The sequence below is a fragment of the Acinetobacter sp. GWC1_38_13 genome, assembly GCF_001767535.1.
GTDB lineage: Bacteria > Pseudomonadota > Gammaproteobacteria > Pseudomonadales > Moraxellaceae > Acinetobacter > Acinetobacter junii.
The window spans coordinates 1-22,874 of sequence record NZ_MELG01000002.1 but is presented as its reverse complement, the minus strand read 5'-3'; the positions used below and the strand labels follow the sequence as shown (position 1 = coordinate 22,874).

The 22,874-nt window shown below is 37.8% G+C and carries 18 protein-coding genes and 4 pseudogenes; 9 read left to right on the top strand and 13 right to left on the bottom strand.

Annotated features, from left to right (window positions below):
* From A2003_RS00155 to yaaA, 4 genes are all read right to left on the bottom strand, one after another.
* Positions 1–588 (bottom strand): hypothetical protein (locus A2003_RS00155; protein ID WP_286686651.1); only part of this gene is annotated, 588 nt, incomplete at its 3' end.
* Between the two features lie 13 nt (positions 589–601).
* Positions 602–1,222, bottom strand: a complete 621-nt coding sequence (locus A2003_RS00150) for an HD domain-containing protein (protein WP_151738870.1) — start codon at positions 1,220–1,222, stop codon at positions 602–604.
* A 9-nt stretch (positions 1,223–1,231) separates the two neighbouring features.
* Positions 1,232–1,495: a hypothetical protein gene (locus tag A2003_RS00145; RefSeq protein WP_151738869.1), complete on the bottom strand. Its 264-nt coding sequence runs from the start codon at positions 1,493–1,495 to the stop codon at positions 1,232–1,234.
* 21 nt (positions 1,496–1,516) lie between these two features.
* Complete coding sequence (gene yaaA, locus A2003_RS00140) at positions 1,517–2,299, bottom strand: peroxide stress protein YaaA (protein WP_201897671.1); 783 nt, start codon at positions 2,297–2,299, stop codon at positions 1,517–1,519.
* A gap of 124 nt (positions 2,300–2,423) precedes the next feature.
* Between yaaA and A2003_RS00135 the strand changes: the two genes are divergently transcribed.
* Together A2003_RS00135 and A2003_RS00130 are read left to right on the top strand one after the other, a co-directional pair.
* Positions 2,424–3,053 (top strand): alpha/beta hydrolase, encoded by a 630-nt coding sequence (locus tag A2003_RS00135; protein WP_125318718.1) that lies wholly within the window; start codon positions 2,424–2,426, stop codon positions 3,051–3,053.
* A gap of 93 nt (positions 3,054–3,146) precedes the next feature.
* Positions 3,147–4,217 carry a DUF2157 domain-containing protein gene (locus A2003_RS00130; RefSeq protein WP_286686650.1) on the top strand — a complete coding sequence of 357 codons (1,071 nt, stop codon included), beginning with the start codon at positions 3,147–3,149 and terminating at the stop codon, positions 4,215–4,217.
* Here the strand turns inward: A2003_RS00130 and rtcR are convergent, their stop codons facing one another.
* Positions 4,218–5,819, bottom strand: a complete 1,602-nt coding sequence (rtcR, locus tag A2003_RS00125; RefSeq protein WP_234856128.1) for an RNA repair transcriptional activator RtcR — start codon at positions 5,817–5,819, stop codon at positions 4,218–4,220.
* A gap of 67 nt (positions 5,820–5,886) precedes the next feature.
* On the opposite strand from rtcR, the pseudogene A2003_RS00120 reads away from it, so the two are divergent.
* The 5 genes and pseudogenes from A2003_RS00120 (at position 5,887) to rtcA (ending at position 10,631) form a co-directional block, all read left to right on the top strand.
* A pseudogene (locus A2003_RS00120) lies at positions 5,887–6,850 on the top strand (ribonuclease Z).
* A 298-nt stretch (positions 6,851–7,148) separates the two neighbouring features.
* Complete coding sequence (locus A2003_RS00115; protein ID WP_039048123.1) at positions 7,149–8,417, top strand: RtcB family protein; 1,269 nt, start codon at positions 7,149–7,151, stop codon at positions 8,415–8,417.
* Between the two features lie 4 nt (positions 8,418–8,421).
* The gene (locus tag A2003_RS00110; protein ID WP_039048122.1) at positions 8,422–8,865 is read left to right on the top strand and encodes a hypothetical protein; all 444 of its coding nucleotides are present in this window, start codon (positions 8,422–8,424) and stop codon (positions 8,863–8,865) included.
* Between the two features lie 2 nt (positions 8,866–8,867).
* Positions 8,868–9,326, top strand: coding sequence for a DIP1984 family protein (locus tag A2003_RS00105; protein ID WP_004806564.1), 459 nt, complete (start codon positions 8,868–8,870; stop codon positions 9,324–9,326).
* Between the two features lie 258 nt (positions 9,327–9,584).
* Positions 9,585–10,631: an RNA 3'-terminal phosphate cyclase gene (gene rtcA / locus A2003_RS00100; RefSeq protein WP_151738868.1), complete on the top strand. Its 1,047-nt coding sequence runs from the start codon at positions 9,585–9,587 to the stop codon at positions 10,629–10,631.
* A gap of 34 nt (positions 10,632–10,665) precedes the next feature.
* On the opposite strand, the gene A2003_RS00095 is transcribed toward rtcA, so the two are convergent.
* The 5 genes and pseudogenes from A2003_RS00095 to pheA all read right to left on the bottom strand — a co-directional run bounded on the left by A2003_RS00095 (position 10,666) and on the right by pheA (position 18,083).
* A complete protein-coding gene (locus A2003_RS00095) occupies positions 10,666–12,126 on the bottom strand; it encodes an aminoacyl-histidine dipeptidase (protein WP_286686648.1) in 1,461 nt (486 codons plus the stop codon).
* 169 nt (positions 12,127–12,295) lie between these two features.
* A pseudogene (locus A2003_RS00090) lies at positions 12,296–13,725 on the bottom strand (formylglycine-generating enzyme family protein).
* Positions 13,726–13,964: 239 nt separating this feature from the next.
* Positions 13,965–14,348, bottom strand: a complete 384-nt coding sequence (locus A2003_RS00085; protein ID WP_039047853.1) for a hypothetical protein — start codon at positions 14,346–14,348, stop codon at positions 13,965–13,967.
* Between the two features lie 268 nt (positions 14,349–14,616).
* Positions 14,617–16,866: a bifunctional prephenate dehydrogenase/3-phosphoshikimate 1-carboxyvinyltransferase gene (locus A2003_RS00080; RefSeq protein ID WP_039047852.1), complete on the bottom strand. Its 2,250-nt coding sequence runs from the start codon at positions 16,864–16,866 to the stop codon at positions 14,617–14,619.
* 107 nt (positions 16,867–16,973) lie between these two features.
* Positions 16,974–18,083 (bottom strand): prephenate dehydratase, encoded by a 1,110-nt coding sequence (gene pheA, locus A2003_RS00075; protein ID WP_004911627.1) that lies wholly within the window; start codon positions 18,081–18,083, stop codon positions 16,974–16,976.
* A gap of 301 nt (positions 18,084–18,384) precedes the next feature.
* On the opposite strand from pheA, the pseudogene A2003_RS00070 reads away from it, so the two are divergent.
* Positions 18,385–19,011 (top strand): annotated as a pseudogene (locus A2003_RS00070) (hypothetical protein).
* Between the two features lie 41 nt (positions 19,012–19,052).
* Here A2003_RS00070 and A2003_RS00065 read toward each other — a convergent pair.
* A complete protein-coding gene (locus A2003_RS00065) occupies positions 19,053–20,198 on the bottom strand; it encodes an acyl-CoA dehydrogenase family protein (RefSeq protein ID WP_004962299.1) in 1,146 nt (381 codons plus the stop codon).
* A 243-nt stretch (positions 20,199–20,441) separates the two neighbouring features.
* Between A2003_RS00065 and A2003_RS00060 the strand changes: the two genes are divergently transcribed.
* The gene (locus tag A2003_RS00060; RefSeq protein ID WP_151958505.1) at positions 20,442–21,440 is read left to right on the top strand and encodes a glycosyl transferase family protein; all 999 of its coding nucleotides are present in this window, start codon (positions 20,442–20,444) and stop codon (positions 21,438–21,440) included.
* A 132-nt stretch (positions 21,441–21,572) separates the two neighbouring features.
* On the opposite strand, the gene A2003_RS00055 is transcribed toward A2003_RS00060, so the two are convergent.
* Both A2003_RS00055 and A2003_RS00050 read right to left on the bottom strand, forming a co-directional pair.
* Positions 21,573–22,319, bottom strand: a complete 747-nt coding sequence (locus A2003_RS00055) for a putative type VI secretion system effector (RefSeq protein ID WP_286686652.1) — start codon at positions 22,317–22,319, stop codon at positions 21,573–21,575.
* Between the two features lie 10 nt (positions 22,320–22,329).
* Positions 22,330–22,794: pseudogene (locus tag A2003_RS00050) on the bottom strand (T6SS effector BTH_I2691 family protein); the annotation flags it as partial.
* Positions 22,795–22,874: the final 80 nt, after the last annotated feature.

Below are 22,874 nucleotides of genomic sequence, written 5' to 3'. Positions count from 1 at the left end.
ATACACTTCCATCGATAATTTTTTCATTAATTGACAATAATCATGATAAGCAATGTTATGAGTTTTATAGTTCACAGGACCATCAAACAAATTAAAAATCGTATTAAGTTCATATTGAGTTATATCAGCATTCCTTCCGACGGGCTGAGGATAAAATTCCTTTAATGTTGAATATTTAAACAACAACCAGTTTAAAGAATAAATGACTCTGGAATCATAAACTGCATAAGCCTGATGATCCATAAATGATGCGACTTTTGATAAAGAAGAGATCACTGAAAAAGTAGTTCTTGTTAAAGCACCTTTTGTAAGTTCACTTTCAAATTTAAGCAATAACAGGTCATTTTTAGGATTTTGCTTAAAAGAACGTATACCTCCCCACTCTTGAATCAACCAGTACCGACCAGCTAAATCATCTGAATTCAATAAAGAATTGAAATTATGTTTTAAATAAATATTTTGCTCAAATATGGAGGCAAGATGCACAGGGATTGGTAATGGATTACTTTCTGGCAACTCCCATACAAAATATTTTTCTAACGGATGCTGTTTTGCTAGCTCTTTCAATGTTTGAATTAGCTGATCCATGATTCTCTCAATTCTAAATATTTAATATTCGATTTAAATTTTCTTTCGCCTTTAGCTCAAAATTCTGCTGAAAATATTCAGTTTGATATAGCGGTTCAGTCTGATAAAAATGCGCTAGAACTTGTTTTCTTTTAATCGAATAGACATCTGGATCAACCCAAGCATATTCCTGTTGAATCTGCTGCTCATATTCATCGAAACGCTCTGGTGAAGCCGCTAGAATCGCCAAATCAATATCCAGTAAAAATTGTAAATCTAGCTCATTCGTTGCTTCATGCTTTTGCGTCGCAATAATCCACCGCTTTATCTTCTGAACATCATCTGCTGACAAATCTTGAGCCAAATACTGCTCAAACAGCTCTGCACTTTTTAGCTCATTGTCTTTTGCCTGTGGATCATAAACCGCATCATGAAACCAGAGCGCCAATGCAACTGCATCTGCATCATTTAAATCAGGTCGAATCGATTCAAGTAAAACCAAACATTCATACAAATGTTGTAGCGTATGATAAGCCCGCTGCTTTTCACTATAGGCAGCAATCAACTTGTTAAAAATTTTCTGCGGTTCAGAAAAATGATAATGCCGATGCAGCTCAAAACAAGATTTTTCTAATACAGTTAAATATTGCTGCATTACTCATCCTTATTGGATTGCCTTATTAAGCCACTTTGCTAATGACTCTGCATCCTTACGCTCAAGAAAGAGCTGATACAAAGTGCAGGAACCAAACTCATGTTTTAGTTCCTGCTGACGTACAGGGTGATTACCAAATCGAAAGCGCCGAGTACCATCACGATCTAAAGGCAGTGCATACACCCCATAACTCCGAGGTTCTGTCAGATGCCCTTTGATTCGAACTTGATCAAACGATATAGCATTTTTCAACAAATGTTCTTTGGTTAACATCCCATCCCGCCCAAGGCAAATCTAAGCTGCGTGCTGTTCATCTCGCTTAAAAACTAGCTCTTTATCCGATGAACTTTCAGCATCAAAGTAATACCCTTCACTATCAAATGCTTTTAATTGTTCTACTTGGCTTAATTTATTTTCAATCAAGTATCTTGCCATTAGACCACGCGCTTTTTTCGCATAGAAACTAATGACTTTATATTTCCCGTTCTTCTGATCCAAGAATACAGGCTTGATAATTTCTGCCTGAATTTTCTTTTCATTCACAGATTTATAATATTCGTCAGAGGCTAAATTTACCAATAATTTTGCATCAATTTCAGCTAAATCTTGGTTAATTTGATCAGTGATAATGCTGCCCCAAAACTCATATAAATTATTTCCACGGCTATTCTTTAATTTAGTACCCATTTCTAAACGATACGGCATCATCAAATCCAATGGGCGTAACAAACCATAAAGACCAGACAACATGCGCAAATGCTGTTGGGCAAAATCAATATCATGATCTTTTAAGTGATAAGCATCTAGACCTGTATACACGTCACCTTTAAATGCAAATAAAGCTTGGCGTGCATTAGAAAAATCAAATTCCGCATTCCAATCACGAAAACGCTCTACATTTAAATTGGCGATTTTTTCACTCACGGTCATTAACGATGCGATTTCTGTTGCCGAAAGTTTGCGACAAACATCTATCAATTGTTGTGAGTGCTCTAATAAACGAGGCTGAGTATATATATCAGTCGGTAAAGCAGTTTCATAATCTAGTGTTTTCGCTGGAGAAATTAAAGCAAGCATAATCAATCAGAATAAATTTATCTTGGTGAAACTATATCAGTTGATAATTTTTAATGCCAATTCGTGTTCTCGTTCAGTTTTATCGGTAAAATAGTGGATTCTTCCATTATCCATTGCGTATCTTATGTCTGAGCAAGTATTCATCCAAGGTCCTGTTGGTCAAATTGAAATGTTTGTAGATCAACCCCAAGGTGAAATCACAGGTTTTGCTGTCGTCTGCCATCCACATCCTTTGCAAGGTGGTACACCACATCATAAAGTCCCTGTTTTACTGGCTCAGATTTTTAATGAAATGAGTTGTGTCGTTTATCGCCCTAGCTTCCGTGGTTTGGCTGGCAGTGAAGGTGTTCATGATCAAGGTCATGGCGAAACTGATGATATTATGGCTGTGATTGAATATGCCCGTGCAAAACATGCTGGTTTAACTTTTTATGCCGGTGGTTTTAGTTTCGGTTCTCATGTATTAGCTAAATGCCAAGCACAACTCAGTGAAGAGTTACGTCCAAAACAATTAGTACTCTGCGGTCTACCAACAGGCTCAGTGGTGGATTTACGTCATTATAAAACCCCTGCAATTGATGGCGATATTTTATTCGTACACGGCGAGCAAGATGATATTACCCTGCTCTCAGATATGATCGCGTGGGCAAAGCCACAAAAGCATCCAATCACGATTCTGCCAGGTGCCAATCATTTTTTTACTGGTTATCTAAAACAGTTGCGTCAAATTATCACTCGTTTTTTAAAAATTTAGACTTAACAACAAATTACTAAGAAAAATATACGCCTTTTGAATCCAATGTCTATTATATCAGTTTAGATGTACAGGCATTTAGGTTCTTAAATAATGAAATTAAATAAAAAACAGGGACTTTTTTTAAAGCAAACCATTGAGCATTGGCAACTACAAGGTACGATTACACCTGATGTTGCCAATGAATTAAATCAGAGTTTTTCGATTCGGCCTTTTGACTGGGAACGACTCGCAAAATATTCATTCTGGATCTCGATGATTTGTACATTGATCGCAATAGCCGCTATCACACTTGATGATTACTTGATGAGGTTGATTGAAAGAATCTTTATAGATTCCAAAATTATTCCTTGTCTAGTTTTTGCTGCTGTTGCTCTAGCTTTTTATGGCTTTGCCTATCGTCGACGTAAAACCAAACCCTTACATCAATTTAGCAATGAAGCGATTATTTTTGCAGGCGTGCTTTCTACGGCAGCATCCATCGCCTATTTCGGTCAAGTGATTGATACAGGCAGTGGGCATTTCTCTTTGCTATTCTTGCTCTCCACCATTATTTATGCAGCACTTGCCTTCTGGTTCCCTTCTAAACTGATCTGGTTATTTTCCTTACTTTCTCTCGGGTCATGGTTTGGGACGGAAACTGGCTATATGTCGGGTTGGGGAGCATATTACCTAGGCATGAACTTTCCTTTACGTTTTGTCTTTTTTAGCGGCGTATTGATTGGTTTAAGCTTGCTGTTTAAACGCTATGCGCATTTTAGAGACTTCGCCCATTCAACTTATGTCATGGGACTGCTTTATCTATTTATTGCCTTATGGATTCTCTCAATCTTTGGCAATTATGGTGATTTGAATAGCTGGTATAACGTTAAACAATATGAACTCTTGCATTGGGGTGTGCTTTTCGCATTTATTGCCATCATCGCGATTCTTTATGGTTTAAAACATGATGATGCTACATCACGTGGTTTTGGTATCGCCTTCTTATTTATTAATCTCTACACCAAGTATTTTGAGTTCTTTTGGAATGGCATGCACAAAGCCATTTTCTTTATCTTGCTCGCTGTATCTTTCTGGTGGATTGGCCGACACGCCGAAAAACTTTGGAATTTAGAGTTTCTACCAGCTCAATCACAAATAAAGAAAGACCATCCCGTTGAATAATTACAGAAAATCACTCCAACTCAAGCCAAACCGAGCCAAATACTTTTTGACTCGGTCGCTGTCATTTGTGGTGTTGCGTTGCTGGCGTGAAGCAGCAAATAGCTGCCGTCCAGCATCAGCCATTGACTTGGCATTTTCACAAACTTGCAGTACGCCACGCAGCTGTATCTGATCAAACTCATCGATTTCGCTTAACTGCCTTTGATCTAAATATTTAAGGAGAATATCTACATCTTTAGATTGGTTTTGTGTGGTTTGAATCGACCACAGTTGCTTCAAACGCTGAATCTCCTTTTCCACCGTTTCCGAACGAATCAACTCACCACTGGATAACGTCGCTAACCGCGTCACACTAGCGGTTAAATCACGGAAGTTCCCCTGCCATGATGCCTCTTTAGACTTGGCAAATTTCAAATACACATCAAGGGCATCACGTTGAAATCGTAATTGACGCTGATGATTTACAGCAAAACGTTGCAACTCGAACTCGATATTTGGGGCAATATCTTCGATTCGATCTTTAAGATTGGGTAAAAAGAAAGTCCATGTATTCAATCGTGCCCACAAATCCTCACGGAAACGCCCTGCTTGCACTTCGGTTCTTAAATCTTTATTTGTCCCTGCAATCAGTTGAAAATCGGCCTGAACCTCTTTGTCACTTCCGACTGGAAAAAAAGATTTATCTTCGAGTGCCTTGAGGAGCATCGCTTGTTCATCTAACCCAAGCTCGCCAATTTCATCCAGAAATAAAATACCTTGATCAGCACTTTTTAATAAGCCTGTTCTTGAAGCCGCTGCCCCTGTAAAAGCTCCTTTGACATGTCCAAATAAACTCGACATGGCACTATCACCACGCAGCGTCGCACAGTTCACATCAACAAAACGCCCACTCAGATGAAACTTATCTTTCTTTAATTGAAAAATTTGTTTGGCTAAATGCGATTTACCTACACCTGTTGCCCCCATAATCAAAATCGGCGCACTAGAGCGCGTTGCCACCAACTCAACTTCTGTAATCAGTTGATTGAATTCATGGTTATAGGTTGAAATATTGGCTTTTAACTGTTGCCAGTTTTGTTGTTGCTCATCTTCAAAACGCTGCTTGAGAACATCGTAGCGAGATAAATCCAGATCAATAATGCGATATTCACCTTCTGGCGTTTTCTGTTGATTGGGTGCACTTTGAATCAGCTTGGCAGGTAAATAATTGGCATCGACTAGTAGATACCAACAGATTTGTGCAACGTGTGTACCTGTGGTGATATGTAAAAGATAGTTGTTCTTTTCAGTATCAAAGGGATAACTTTTCACAAAGTCATATAGCGCACCATAAACCTCAGCAAAATCCCAAGGATCTCGGATACTCACTCGCTGACCCGAAACTGTAGTCAATGGCGACACATCCTGAGCATCTTCAGCAATAAATTTGACTAGATTATGATGTTGCCGATCATGTAATAGTACCAACTCATCCACAATCAGATCTTCATGCATCAAAAGACTGAGGGTTGGACGCCAACGCTGCCAACGATCAGGACGCTTTCCTTGATCCAAGGTAGACCCCACAAAGCCAATTACGACAGTTTTCTTTGCATTCAGCATAATTTCTATAATATTTTATAAATGTCTATCATATACAATACGTATTTAAGTGAAAAAATCCAACAATATGCTTCATTTTATTTTTTTTAGGCACATCTTCTGGTGTACCCACCCTAACACGCAACGTTTCTGCGCTAGCCATCCGCAACAGTAAGAATAAAGACTGGATATTGGTCGATGCTGGTGAAGGCACACAGCATCGCATTCAACAGGCTAAACTTTCATTACAGAACTTAGTTGCGATCTGCATTACCCATGTTCATGGTGATCACTGTTATGGATTGGTCGGATTGTTAGCCAGTGCTGGTATGAATGCACGTACAGCCCCTTTAACCATTATTGCCCCGAAAGAGATTCAACAATGGATTGAAGTTACGACCCAATTAACGGATTTACATTTGCCCTATCCACTCAATTTTATCAATGTGAATGAAGCCGCTCAAATACTACAGATAACAGATGAACTTTCGATACAAGCCCATCAACTCAGTCATCGTGTACCCAGTTTTGCATTTAGTATTATCGCGCAATATACGCAAAATAAATTAGACATACAGGCTTTAGTTCAACTCGGTGTACCCAAAGGTAAAGTTTGGGGCGATTTACAGCAAGGCTTAGACGTCCAATTAAATGAGCAAACTTTAAAAGCAGCTGATTTTATTCAAACCCAAACGCAACGTGTACATGCGATTGTCGGTGGAGATAATGATAGCCCTGAGTTGTTGGCACAAGCTTGCCAAGATGCTCAACTCCTAATTCACGAAAGCACTTACACTCAAGCTATATTAGATAAACTGGGTTCAGGCCCAATGCATAGTTCCGCCAAAAAGGTGGCTGAATTTGCACAAAAAAACAATTTAGGCAATCTCATTCTGACGCATTTCAGTCCACGTCATCAGGATCAAATTGGACAAAAAGCGATTGCAGATGAAGTCCACCAATATTATCTAGGCAACTTTTATTTAGCTGATGATTTCGATCAATTTAGCTTAGATATGACAGGTCAACTTACAAAAATTGATAAATCTTAATAGATCACCTTATATTTGATCTATCAATAACATCCAAGGATAGATAATCTATCCTTTAAGATACTTAAATATCTTTTTAGATATACAAATATCGACAAAATCATCTACAAACATGCTTTTTAAAAATATTAAAAAATTTATTTTAATTAATTATCAAATATTTACACAGGGTTTAAATTAAGTTTAAAAAAGTTGGCATAGTCACTGCAATAGTATAAGTACATAACATCACTGGGATATTGTGAATATCACCTGCCTGCAAACGCTTGGCAGGCAGGCTTTGAAAGGAAAAATGAAAATGTCTGTCGTTGAACAAATTAACCAACAAGCTCAATTTGAACAAGAACAACAAAAACGTACTTATCAAGTTCTACAGAATGAAAAAGGCATGCCTGTAAAAATGTGGACCAATGGCGTAATTGTTGATGACAACTCAAAACAGCAGTTATTACAAACGGCTCAAATGCCTTTTATTTATAAATGGATGGCTGTGATGCCAGACGTTCACTTTGGTTTAGGTGCAACGATTGGAAGCGTAATACCAACCAAAGGTGCGATTATCCCTGCTGCCGTCGGTGTGGATATTGGGTGTGGAATGATGGCGACTCGTACCAGCTTAACAGCATCGGATTTACCAGATAACCTATATGCTTTACGCACTGAACTTGAACGCTTGATTCCACATGGAATGACCAAACGTGGACGAGATAAAGGTTCATGGGAAACACCACCTGAGATGGTGGATCAAGCTTGGGCAGGTTTAGTTGCAGATTTTGAATTAATTTGTGCTAAGTACCCTCGCCTAAAAAATACCAACAACCGCAAACAATTAGGAACTTTAGGTACAGGAAATCACTTTGTCGAAATCTGTTTGGATGAACACGACCATGTTTGGTTTATGTTGCACTCAGGCTCTCGCGGTGTCGGTAATGCCATCGGTAACCATTTTATTGAGCTCGCACGCAAAGATATGCAGAAGCACTTTATTAACTTACCCAATAAAGATTTGGCATATTTAGTTGAAGGAACTGAGCATTTTGATGATTACTGGTTTGCTGTAGGCTGGGCACAACGCTTTGCAATGAAAAATCGTGAAATCATGATGCAGTCAGCGATTAAAGCTTTAGCAACAATTATTCCAAAACCATTTAATGCAAAATTGGAAGCGGTGAACTGTCACCATAATTATGTGGAAAAGGAAGAACATTATGGCGAAGAAGTGATGGTCACTCGTAAAGGTGCTGTCAGTGCCAAACTTGGACAATATGGAATTATTCCAGGTTCAATGGGCGCTAAGTCCTTTATTGTTCGTGGTCTTGGAAATCAGGAGTCATTTTGCTCATGTTCACATGGTGCAGGACGCGTGATGAGCCGTGCTGAAGCAAAACGTCGATTCACTGTTGAAGATCAGATTGCCCAGACTGAAGGTGTGGAATGCCGTAAAGATGCTGCTGTGATTGATGAAATTCCATCAGCTTATAAACCGATTGAAGATGTGATGAATGCACAAAAGGATTTGGTCGAAGTGGTTTATACATTACGACAAGTCGTTTGTGTTAAGGGGTGATCTAATGAATCAAATTGAAACAGGAATTGTGCAATTTGAATGGGCAATAAAACTCTATTTATATGAAAATTCATTTGTACCAGCTATTACTTTAGCTGGTGCTGCGGAAGGTATTTTTGGTGAAATTAAAAGTGGTTATGTATTTCATCAAGTCAGTAAAAATATTGCTATTAAAAATAATCTACAAGTGAAACAGGTTTCTCAAGAAATTAATAAAGTCAGAAATTGGTTAAAGCACGGGAGTTGCCATCAATCATTTACTGAGCTAAGTGCGCAAGAACTTAAAGAAGCTGCAATCAGCCGAATCATCATTGCTGCAACAGCTTTAATTCATTTGAAACCTGACTACATGAGTAATTTATTTATTAGTTTTATGCAACATATTCAAACTCATCATTCAGATTTTTTACCTGATGATAATTTTGACTGGAATGAAATAGAGATATAAAAATGAAACTCGCAGAAGCACTTTTACTTCGAAGCGATCAACAAAAAAAGCTCGCTTCATTAAAACAACGGATCAACGCCAATGTATTGGTACAAGATGGTGATGAACCGAGTGAAGATCCAAATGAACTGATCAAACAGGTATTTGCTTTAACCCAAGAAAGCAATCAGTTGATTTGTCGTATTCATTTGACCAATGCACAAGCAAAGCTGGAGGATGGCAAAATATTGCTATCCCTATTAAGCTTGCGTGATAGTTATGCTGAACAGCATAAGATTCTCGTTGATGCGATTGCCAATACCCATCGTGAACCAGATCGTTATAGCTCACGTGAGATTAAATGGAAGAAAGTTATCCCTGTTTCTAGCTTGCAAAAACAGGCCGATGATATCAGCGCGAAACTACGTGATTTAAATATCAAGATACAGGCAGCCAATTGGCAGATTGATTTAGTCGAATAGACAACAGATTTTGTGAATTTAGTTCACAAGCACAGTTTGGACATACTGGGCGAGTACAAGATCCTGCATTACTCCGATCTGAGGGATTGAAAATAATTCAGGCGGCTATGGCAGCATGTGAGCCGTGCATCAATCTTCACTGATTAGGCTCAGCATCATGTACCTAGCAAACCTTTGCCGAAAGCAAAGTCACGCGTTACTTTGCATTACCATGTACTGACAGTATGTTCATTAAATTACAAAATAAGGAAAATAGAAGTGAATAAAGCTTTGGCAAATATGCCAGCAACCATCCAGATTGATGGCTCACAAGGTGAAGGTGGTGGACAAATTTTAAGAACTGCCCTTGCCCTTTCGATGATTACAGGTCAAGCATTTGAATTAATCAACATTCGTGCTGGGCGTAAAAAGCCAGGCTTAATGCGTCAGCATTTAGTCTGTGTACAGGCATCTCAACACATCAGCCAAGCTTATGTAGAAGGTGCTGAACTGCATAGCCAGCGTTTGTACTTTGCTCCACAGCATGTACAGAGTGGAAAATACCAATTCCAGATTGGTTCGGCAGGGAGTACAACACTGGTTTTGCAAACTCTTTTACCTGCTTTGTTATTGCAAAATGAAAGCAGTGAACTCACAATTTCCGGAGGTACACATAACCCGCTTGCGCCAACGGCAGATTTTATCGAGCATTGCTTTTTACCAGCATTAGAAAAACTTGGAATAGGGGTCGAGTTTAAATTAAATAAAGCAGGTTTCTTCCCGATTGGTGCTGGTGAAATTCAAATCAAGATTCAGCCTTGGCAACATAGAAACAAACTAAATTTATTAGATCGTGGTACTTTGCAAAGCACTGAGGCTTTTGCAGCTGTACTCAACCTTTCCGAAGAAGCACAAATTGCACAACGAGAACTGGCAACGTTAAATAAAAGATTGAAATTAGATACTCAGCAGCAATTCCATTTAAATGGCATCAGTCAAGGCAATACAGCGTATGTCAAAGTTGCACATCAACATCACGTTCAGCTATTTACTACTTTAGGTGAAATGCGCAAAAGTGCAGAACAAATTGCCAATCATTTGGCGGAACAGGTGAAGCAATATATGGAGTCTAATGCTGCTGTCGATGAATATTTAGCGGATCAGTTGCTATTACCTTTGGCATTGGTGCAAGGTGGTGAATTTACCGCACAATGTATTAGCGAACATACCCGCACACAAGCCGTGATGATTGAAAAATTTATTGATTGTGAAATTGAATTTATTGAACTAGACAAAAATCTATTTCAAGTGACAGTCAAAGTTTAAGAAGCTCAATAAAGAGCTTCTTTTCTATAAAAATTTATCTTACAGATTCCAAAGCCGTGACCAGTAACTTCCAGCACTTCTCTACCGTATCTACTTTAACCCGCTGACCCGGCGCATGTGCACCTTGAATATCAGGACCAAACGATACCATCTGTAAATCTGGATAGTGTTCAGCAATAATTCCACACTCCAAACCTGCATGTATAACTTTTAAATTCGGCTCAATTTCAAATGCAGATTGATAAGCTTGTTGCAGACATTTCAACGCAGCTGAATCGGGATTTGGTGTCCAACCTGAAACTAAAGGTGTTAACTCGGATTGAATACTAAACTTTGCAAAGTGCAGTTGGATATTCTGGGCAAATGTTAGTGCTTCTTGGTTCACCATCGAACGAACCATAATTAAAGTTTTCGCCTCATCTTTAGTGAGTTTGACCACACCAATATTATTCGAGGTTTCAACCACATCAGGTAAAGCACGACTCCACTGTGAAATACCATATGGACACGTTGCCAATGCCTGCAACCAAGCTTGTTGCTGTTGAAAGATAATAACTTCATTTATCTGATTAGCATTCTGCTGCACGGTGATTTGCAACTGATCATCAATGCCTTGTAACTTTTTTTGCCATTCAGCTTGTATCACAGCAACTACTTTTTCTAGCTCAGGTAATTGTCCCGATTTAATTGCAATTGTTGCTACAGCTTCACGTGGGATAGCATTACGAGCTGTTCCACCGATAAACTCAACCAATCGTCCATTTGTTTGCGATAAATAATCATTCAGGAAATTGGCTAAAATCACATTGGCATTTCCACGCCCCAAATGAATATCAACACCTGAGTGACCACCTTTCAATCCAGATACCAACAGATCAACAAAAATCAAATTTTCAGGTGCTGCTTCATATTCAAGTTGATTTACTACCTCTAGATCAATACTGCCTGCGCAGCCAAGATAGAGCTCACCCCATTCTTCGGTATCAATATTAAATAACCATTGCCCTGTTAAAACACCCGACTCAAGCAAACGAGCACCGCTCATTCCTGCTTCTTCATCAATAGTGAGTAGGACTTCAATCGGACCATGCGCAACATCATTTGATTCTAATACAGCAAGTGCAAGTGCTACTCCTATACCATTATCAGCACCCAATGTCGTGTTTTCAGCAATAAGCCAGCCATCTTTTAATACAGGTTGAATGGGATCTTTAAAGAAATCATGTTGAGTACCACGATTTGCCTGAGTCACCATATCTAAGTGTCCCTGCAAAATCACACCTGCAACTTGCTCTCTACCCGCTGTAGCAGCTTTTCGAATAATTAAATTGCCAATGTCATCAACATAAGTTTCTAGGTTGCGCTGTTCCGCCCAATCTTTGAGATGCTGTCGTAATTGTTGTTCATGTTTTGATGGTCGTGGAATCGTACACAAAGTCTCAAAATGTCGCCAAACCACTTGGGGAGATAGTTTAGAAAAATCAAACTGTATCATACAGTTATACTCACAAAAATAATGTATATAATGGATTTAAATATACTTAAATCATTAAAAAGTAAATATTCAATCAACGTAAATTTAGTTTATTTCTTAGCCTAAAACTTACGTCGATTTTAATAAAAATGATCAATAATTCCTTAGTAAACTAAACTAAAAGTGATAACTAAATTTCACGAACCAAGCGGAATCCCCACATGATCGAACGTGCTTGGGAAGTTACATAAGCATTTCGATAGGCTGTTCGAGCATTATAAGTGTTGTATATCCATGCACCTCCACGTAACACAGGGAAATTACATTGTCCGTTATTCTCCTCACCCCAAATACGATTAGCTACAGATGCATTCTCATAATTTGGGTGCCAACAATCATCTACCCACTCCCGTGCATTTGCTGTCATATCGTATAAACCAAAGTTGTTTGGTATAAACTTCCCAACAGGTGAGGTATAATCATAGCTATCAGTACAATTAAATAAGTTCCACGAGCTTGTTTGTGGCAATGCAGAAACTGTGGTTGGATCTAACACATTTACATATTTACAAGCTTGATCTCGATTCAAATCATCACCCCAGTAAAATGCAGTCGAAGTTCCTGCACGAGCAGCATATTCCCATTCGACCTCTGTAGGTAAACGGTAGGTTTGCCCTGTTTTTTTGGATAACCACTCTGCAAATGCTCTCCCATCTTCTCGGCGTACACATACAACTGGATCTTGCGGCGTTTGGTTCATACCTGAGTTAGTTGGGTTTAAATCATCTCGATACCACATATTAAAAACCCCATCACGTGCTTCCCAATTACGACAGCCTTGTACCTGCCAGCCAGTCTCCTTTTGAAATGCTTGAAACTCTGCAAGGGTTGTTTCATATGTAGACATAGCAAATGGCTTTTCGATTCTCACCATGTGTTGAGGCAATTCATACGGTCGCGACTGAGCAGGAACATTTTGTTGTTGTTGCTCTTGCAGATTTTCACCCATCAAAAAACTACCAGATGGAATAACCGTCATTTCTGGACAAAAACTATCCGAACAATCTTTAAACTTTGATTTTTCTGGTGTTGCTTCATTAATATTTGTATGTGTTAAAGCTGCTAATTTAATTTTAGGATTCATATTAGGGGGATTATTTATTTGACGAATCAATAAATTTATAGTCCCTTGCCATTCGCTTAACATCTCTCTTAACATCGCTGGTCTTTCAATACTTACCCCTGTGCCGTCATAATCTGGAGCATAACATATAGCTCTTAAAGTAGTGGACTCTTCAGTAAGCTGGATAAGTTTTGGAATAATTTGCTGTTCCAATAACAAACTTAAGTTATTTGTACTATTAAGCTTTGTTCTTAATTCTAAAGCTGATTTCTCAGCAATCTCTGCATCATTTATCACCTTGAATAAACACTATCACATTGATTTTCTTGCCATACTAAATTTTGACTAAGTGTTTGTAGTGACGAAATTGTTCCATCGACTAGTTTTTGGTTAGAAGCATTGTTAGTAGTATTTTTATCATCGCTATTACATGCCGCAAGTAAAGAAACGAACAATACACTAAAGCCTTTAAGATAATTACTAGATATAGTGGTCATATTAATTCTCTGGAAAAGTATTATGAATAAAAGGAGGAGATTGAGTAATTCTTTGTTAAAAAACATTTTTAAATTAATAGAAAAGTAGTTCAAAATTCAAACACTATTATTTTTTTCATTTGTTAATTTTTATTAAATAATGTCACTATAAAAATAAATATTTCTAATTAATATTAATAAAAAAATGGATCAACAGATTTGTTATCCACTTTAGATATATAGAGCTAAAAAATATGTAATTAAGATTTCCAAACAAAATCAGAAAAACTATGTTCAGCTTTTAAACTATTTTCAACAGCTTGAGCTAATTGACGAATGATGCTTTGTGTCTCTATACGTTCAAACCATGCTTGTTCTTGCTGTGGATTGGCTGAAATTTGACACAAGATATGTCCTTCCACATCTTGCTGAGAACATAAAATAGAGAGTGGCAAATGATGGTTATCTATACGAACTTCAATCTTTTGATGTTCATGTCGAATGTGTTGAGCATCAAAACCAAATTGTTCTAATTGCTTATACAATAACGCTGCTACATACTCTTGAGTAATGTAACATTCATTCGGTGGATGATTCATCAATCCATGTTTTGGGCAATCTGCTATGAATTGCAACGTTCTCATGGTATTCCCTCTATTTTTATGTTTTTTAACTCTGGATCGCAGAGTAAAGCCTACTGCAGCGGTATGAATTATTATATATACAATTGTCTTTAATTGATTAGCCGATTGTCTTACTTCTTGTTCAAATTTTAGGAATTTCGACCCGATTAGATATGTACAAAGCAAAACTTAATTATTTTTCAATCGAGATGAGAGATTTGAAACTTTATTGTTATAAATCAGCTTGAGATAGCAGCATTTATTGAATTAAATGCTGCTATCCTACACATTATTGGTTCACAACTTGTAAATCCAAACCAGCAGCATTTGCTAGTTCAGTAAAAGTTGGGAAACTAGTCGCAACCGTCTCTGTACCATGAATTGTAATCGCACCAGCGGTTCTTAAACCAGCAATACTGAAACTCATTGCTATGCGATGGTCATGGTGTGATTCAATCTCGCCACCATTAAAGATTGCAGACCAATCACCTGATTTGCCTTTACCTTCGATAATGATACCGTCTTCTGTTGGCGTACAATCGATGCCCATGATTTTCAAACCATCTGCCATCACTTGGATACGATCAGATTCTTTGACACGTAATTCAGCAGCACCAGTTAATACTGTTTGACCTTCCGCACATGCTGCAGCAATGAATAATGCTGGGAACTCATCAATTGCCAAAGGTACTTGATCTTCAGGCATGTGAATACCCTTGAGTGTACGAGAACCTTTGATATGAATATCTGCGATAGGTTCACCACCTGCAATACGCTCATTTTCTACCGTCAAATCAGCGCCCATTTGTTTAAGAATTTCGATCACACCAGTGCGTGTTGGATTGATTCCAACAGCTTCAAGAACTACATCAGCACCTTCTGTGATTGCGGCACCCACCATGAAGAAGGCAGCCGATGAAATATCAGAAGGAACTTGAATATCAGTACCGACTAACTTACCACCACCCACAAGTGAGATTTTATTGCCTTCGGTTTTCACATCATAACCAAAAGCACGCAACATACGTTCTGTGTGATCACGCGTTGGCTCTGGTTCTGTTACCGAAGTTTCACCTTCAGCCCATAGACCTGCTAGTAAAATACCTGATTTGACTTGAGCAGAAGCCATTGGTAAGTCGTAATCAATACCCTTTAAAACTTGGCTACCCGTAATGCTAACTGGTGGTGTACCTTTCTCACCTGTGGTTTGAATTTGCGCTCCCATCAAACGCAATGGTTTTGCAATACGTTCCATTGGACGCTTAGACAACGATGCATCACCAGTCATGACAGAATCAAATTTTTGAGCAGAAAGCATTCCAGACAACAAGCGCATACTTGTGCCTGAATTACCCATGTATAAAGCACCAGCAGGTGCTTTTAGACCTTGCATTCCAACGCCATGAATCGTCACTTCACCATTCTTTGGACCTTCGATACTCACTCCCATATCACGAAAAGCTTGGAGAGTTGCTAAAGCATCTTCGCCTTCCAAGAAACCTGTTACATGAGTTGTGCCTTCTGCAATCGCACCAAACATGATAGAGCGATGTGACACAGACTTATCACCTGGTACGGTGAATTTACCTGTAAATGTTTTCTTTCCGGGCAAAATGGTAAATTGCTGTATCACCTTGTTTTTCTCCATCAAAGGTTTTTTGGCTAACATATGATTAAAGTGTTGGCGTGCAGCTTGCGCATGGCCAAGCAAACCCATCAATGCTTGTGAATCTTCTTGTTCAATCAGTTTCTTTAAAACTGATAACTGCTGTTCAAAACCCTCTACAGCATTCAAGATTGCAGTTTTATTGGCAAAGAAAATGTCATGCCACATCTGAGGATCACTTGCTGCGATACGTGAGAAATCACGAAAACCACCTGCAGCATAGCGAAAAATATCTAAATTATCTTCACGGTTTGCAAGCTGCTCAACCAAATTAAATGCCATCAAATGTGGTAAGTGGCTTGTATGTGCAAGCACTTCATCATGCTTCTTCACATCCATGCATATAACTTCTGCTTTTGCAGCAGACCATAGTTGAATCAACTTCTCAACAGCCCAATCTGCACTAGTCGGTAGTGGCGTCAAAATCACTTTATGATTGGCAAATAAATCAACTTTACCTGCATGCACACCTGTATGTTCGGCACCTGCAATTGGATGTCCTGGTACAAAACCTATAGGTAAATCTTCACCAAAGACCGCTTTAGCAGCTTCAACCACATTACCTTTAGTGCTACCAACATCTGTGATGATGACATTTTCAGTTAGATAAGGTTTGATCTGTTCAAGTACTTTTTGCGTCGCTCTGACAGGTAAGGCTAAAACAATTAAATCTGCATCTTGAACAGCTTCTTCAGGTGTTGCATAACCGTGTTGAATAAGCCCTAGTGTTTTGGCATCTTCTAATGTTTTTTTTGAGCGTGTTGAAGCTACAATTTGACCAGCAAGCTGTTCTGCCACAATCACACGAGCAAGACTCGACCCTATCAGCCCAAGCCCAATAAATGCAACTTTATTAAATAATGGTTGAGACATAAAACATTTTTGCCTATCTGAAAATCTCCCTAACCTCTCTTTTAAAAAAGATCGGAAAGTATCTCCCTTTAAAAAGGGAGACTGGAACGGATTTAAAATAAATTAAACTATAAAACAGCGATAGGATATGAACCCAAAACTCGCAATTCTTTTACATTAGGTCGAATTTCATCTAATGCTGCAGCTACATTTTCTTGATCAATATGCCCTTCCAAATCAATGAAGAAAACATAAGCCCATTTCTCAGGAAGCGCTGGACGAGTTTCAATACTAGTCAAACTAATTTTATGTTTGGCAAATGGCGCCAGGATTTCCAATAAAGCACCCGCACGATCATGTGCAGAGATCAGTAAAGACGTTTTATCATTACCACTTTGTGGAATTTTCTCGCGACCAATCACAAGGAAACGAGTCGTATTTTCAGGGTTATCTTCAATGTTGCTATGTAATATCTCTAAGTTATACATACTTGCAGCAATATCTGAAGCAATAGCGGCAGAATGCCACTCATTACGAATACGGCGAGCAGCTTCCGCATTTGAATTAAGCGCTACACGCTCTACACCTGGATAATGCGCATCTAACCATTTGCGACATTGAGCAAGGGTTTGTTGATGTGCATAAATCTGTTTGATGCTGTCTTTACGAGTATTTTCAGATACGAGAAATTGATGATGAATGCGAAGTTCTACTTCACCAATCACATTTAAAGTAGATGATTTAAAGCAATCTAAAGTGTGGTTTACGATACCTTCTGATGAATTCTCAACTGGAACAACACCATAATGCGCACCACCAGCTTCAACTTCACGGAACACTTCATCAATCGTTGGCAATGGGCGCACAACTGCATCTTTACCAAAATGTTTTAGCACAGCTGAATGCGTATATGTACCTTCAGGACCTAGAAATGCAATGCTTTGAGGTGCTTCAAGTGCTAAACAAGCGGACATGATTTCACGAAATAAACGTGCCATCGTCGCATCAGACAATGGACCTTGATTACGTTCCATCACCTTGCGGAGAACTTGAGCCTCACGTTCAGGACGATAAAATAATGGGTTTTCTTCAGCTGCAAATTTCGCTTTTGCTACAGCTTCAGCCAGCGTAGCTCGACGGTTAAGTAATTCTTGGATTTGTTGATCAACACTATCTATATCATTACGAATTTGTTCTAAATTAAGTGACGTCGATGTGTTTTGTCCATCGTTTACCATTGAATGCAGCCTCAGCAAAATCATCTATATAAATGGGTTACAATTCATCTATGAACTGTTATGCGAAGCTAGTATAACAAGACTTTAACGCTTTAAACACGCGAAGATTTAACTCTTTTTGCTTAGGTCAAAGCCCTTGCGTATTTTTATAAATGTTTTTTTGCAAATCATTACAATCCCGACCTTTGTTTTTAAAATTATTCATCAAGCATCAGATTCCGCTTTATTCAATCACAACAGACAAAATTCAATCAAGTTTGATAAAATCTGTAATAAATAAAAATTGATGCCATCCATGATAATGAATATAAAAACACCTTTACTGATTAGCGTAATCGCCACAAGTCTAACAGGATGCATAGGCTGCTATAATCCAACAGGATGTAATAAAGATTCTTCACCCTATTATGTTACAACGACAACAACTCAAATCAGAGGAATAACTGTTCCTAAGGCAACCAAACTCAAATACAAATCAAAAAATTCATTTCAAAAAGACCAACAGCAACATCCATTAAATGAAAAAGATTTAACAAGCATTGAACTTCCACCAAATACTGCGATCAATTGGTGAGGAATTCCCTCTTATCTATTTATCAAATTTTTTAATTCAGAAATGAAAGGCTATTCTGTTTATCCTGTTAAAGAGCTGAAACCTCAAACAGAAAATTCATTCGTAAAGCTCTGGAAAAGTTGTGATAGTGCATTGGACGTTACTTTGAAAAATCCAAATGATTGGTCATTTAATCCAGAGAATATGGAAGTTACAGGATGTAGTGTGAATATTCAAAAAAGAAGTCAATATAATAATCATTGGCCAAACCAAGATGAAGCAGATAAATTTCTGCTTGATATCAACAATACTTTACACAAACTCCCTAAACAGAAAACTTATCCAGTGATTCAATATTCAACAGAAGAACAATAAAAAAAGCCTGCTAAAAGCAGGCTTAGGATATCAAAGTCGGCTTATGATTTACCAATCAATCCACGAGCTACTATTTCTTTCATAATCTCGTTGGTACCACCATAAATACGCTGAATACGAGCATCAACAAAGAAACGTGAGATTGGATATTCAGTCATATAACCATAACCACCAAATAACTGAAGTAAGTTATCAGATACCTTCATTTGCATATCTGTACTGAAACTCTTCAGTGCAGCAGCCGTTTCAACATCTAGCTTACCTTCCATATAAAGCTCTACGTTCTGATTGTAGAAAGCTGCTGTTGCCAACTCATCAATCTTCGCTTGAGCCAATACAAAACGCGTATTTTGGAACTGCGAAATTGCCTGACCAAATGCTTGACGCTCTTTTACATAAGCAGTAGCTAAATCAATTGCACCACGAATTGCACCTAAAGCTGTAGATGCAATTGCTGTACGTTCACGAGGCAATTCTTGCATCAAATAAGCAAAACCAGAACCAGCATTACCAAGCAATTGATCTTTAGGTACTTTTACATTATCAAAGAACAATTCAGATGTATCTTGCGAGTGCAAGCCAATTTTATCGAGGTTAGTACCTTTCTTGAAACCTTCGAGATGAGTATCGACCAGTAGTAACGACACACCTTTAGCACGTGCTTGTGGATCAGTTTTTACTGCAAGAACAACAACATCCGCATGTTGACCATTTGAAATAAATGTTTTTGATCCATTCAAAATGTAGTGATCACCTTGTAGGATTGCACTAGTACGCATAGCCTGCAAATCAGAACCCGCACCTGGCTCGGTCATACCTATTGCACCAACTGCCTCACCTGATACCATTTTTGGTAACCAATATTGTTTTTGCTCTTCTGTACCAATATGTTGAATATAAGGAGCAGCAATTTCAGAGTGACATGAAATTGCTGTCGATAAAGCACAATATCCCGCACGAGCAGATTCTTCAACCAACATCAATGAATAATGTGTTGGCACACCATAGCCACCGTACTCTTCAGGTACATCTACACATAAAAAACCATTTTCACCCAGTAAATTCCAAACTGAGCGCGGCATAATGCCTTCACGTTCCCATTGATCATAATGTGGAGCAACATGCTCACTCATAAAACGTTTGAAGTTATCACGGAAGAGTTCCAAATCTGCATCGTAAGCTAACATCGCTATTTCCTTTCGCTTTCTTTGTTCTTAAAAGTTTGTTTCGCAGTCATGCTAATGATTTTTCAAGTTGATGTCATGGTCCGTTTGCATCAATTCGCTAGACTGATTCGGTCAATAATTTCGCTTGTAATGTTTAATATTTCGCCAAAACAAATTAAACCGAATTTATCTCAGCGTTTATTACTCAACATAGCCAACTTTATGTCATATTATTTTCTAGTTATCGATCACATCAGAATTATCATGAATACCAAACGAAATATTTATAAAACCGCAGAACATCCGTTTGCTCAATATGTTCGTATTTTAGGTAAAGGTAAAACAGGATCGCGCTCTTTAAGCTATGAAGAAGCATATCAAGCATTTAGCATGATTTTGAAAGATGAAGTGCTAGATGTTCAACTTGGCGCATTTTTAATGCTTTTGCGTGTCAAAGAGGAATCTGTTGATGAACTTGCAGGTTTTGTTCAAGCAACACGAGATCAACTCAACTTTGAATCTTTAGATGTTGATCTAGATTGGTCTTCATATGCTGGAAAACGTAAGCATTATCCATGGTTCATTCTTGCAGCTTTAACATTGGCTCATCATGGTTATAAAATTGTAATGCATGGAGCATCGGGTCACACAATTAACCGTGTTTATACTGAACAGGTATTAGAATATTTAGGCTACCCAATTTGCCATAATCAACAAGAAGTAAAACAGCAACTTGAACAACATCATTTTGCTTACTTACCACTTGAAGCAATATCACCTATTTTAAGTGATCTAATATCACTCAGAAATGTAATGGGTCTTCGCTCACCAATTCATACACTGGCACGTTTAATTAATCCATTTAATGCAAAGGCAACTTTACAGGCAATTTTCCATCCTGCTTACAGATCATCACATCAACAAACAGCTTTTCGATTAGGTTATAAAAATAGTGCTGTGATAAAAGGTGAAGGTGGTGAATTTGAGCGTAATCCTGATGCCAAGACTTTAATTTGTGGGATTAAAAACGGTGAATTGTACGAGCATGAACTACCTAAACTGACACCAGATCGTAGTCCTATTGAAGAAGAACTTGATTTAGCAGTCTTTAAAGCAGTTTGGTTGGGTGAGCAAACACATGAATATGGTGAAATGGCTGTGATTGAAACAATGGGAATTGCTTTATATACGATGGATGCTGTAAATAGTTATGGTGAAGCGATGACTAAAGCGAAAGAACTTTGGGAATCTCGTTTGAGTTAAATGAAAATTATCATTAAAGAAATAGAAGAACCGTGATATGTTTAGACGGTTCTTCTGAAACAATGTAAGTCTTTTCAAAATCCTAATATATCTTTTGCTTCTAGCTATAAGATACAATTCAAATTTAATAAATCATACATTCCGTTCTATTTGCTCTATATAGCTTTCAGGATATGGATCACTTTCAATAACTTTTCTATATTCATATACAGATTCTAGTAACAAATGATCTTTTTCACTTAAATAACGACTTGGCAATAAAAAAACCTCTTGCGGGTCTTTAAATCCATACAAACCAAAAATCTGTTCTGACTTTTCTGAAAAATGTTTTAATGAATTTGAAGCATTTTTAATAATAAAAAATAAAATAAAATAAAATAAAATAGCCACTCCTAAAAAAATTAATATATCAACCTGATTAAAACCTCTTGCCCAAAAATAAATTAAAGATCCTAAAAAAATTGTTATTGCGTACCAAACATTTCTACCTTTAGCTATAGAAGTTTGATGAGCTTTAACAGAAGCTCCCATCCCAACCTGCATATGAAGTAAGCCTGTTTTAGGGCTCAATACTGAATAAAGTTCATACAATTTTTTTTCAAGACGTCTTACGACACAAATGACATATTCATTATGTTCAAATAACGCACGATGGAATTGACCTACGCAAACTTTACCATCGATTTCCATAACAACTGATTTGACATGTAAACGACTACGTGAAGCGAGAAATACAGTTTGTGCAGACAATGAAACATTTTCTGCCACACCACTCAAAATTGCTGAAGATGCAATTTGAGCATCACCAGACTTTCCAAATGCATTTAAAGAGTCATCATAAATCTCTAATCTTTGAATGCGACCTTCAAATTTTAACATCTCATACATTTTAAACGCTCACTATCGCTTTCATAAACTCTTCATATTCTTCATCTGCAGTTTGGAATTTTTTTTCATTTCTAGATGTAGATTTAAATATTGACTCTTTTCTAGGGTCAGATGCTAATTTAAAAGCTGTTTTTTGACACCAATCTTCCATTGCATCATCCAAAACATATTTTTTAAGTAAAATTTCTGCGCTAATTAAGCCTAATGTTATAAGATTCAATCCAGCAATTACTCGAGCACTCATTAAAAATGCGACTAGAGCATTCGATGTGAATTTAGTTAAAGCTCTTTTAATTACTGCATTTTTGCTATGTTGTAAAATAGCACTAGCTAATACACCTGCCTGTCCAATTGACAAGCCTAAGTTGATCAAAATTCTGGTAAATAACATTGTTTGGATAACAACTGAGTTCGTCTCTTTTAAGGTTTTTGAATCTACATATAAACCAGTTATTCCACCTAAAGTTGGCTTTGTTGCACAAACCTATCTGTAAAGGCTTTTTCAGCGATATAATTTTCAAATGAAGAAGCCTACACACAAAATCT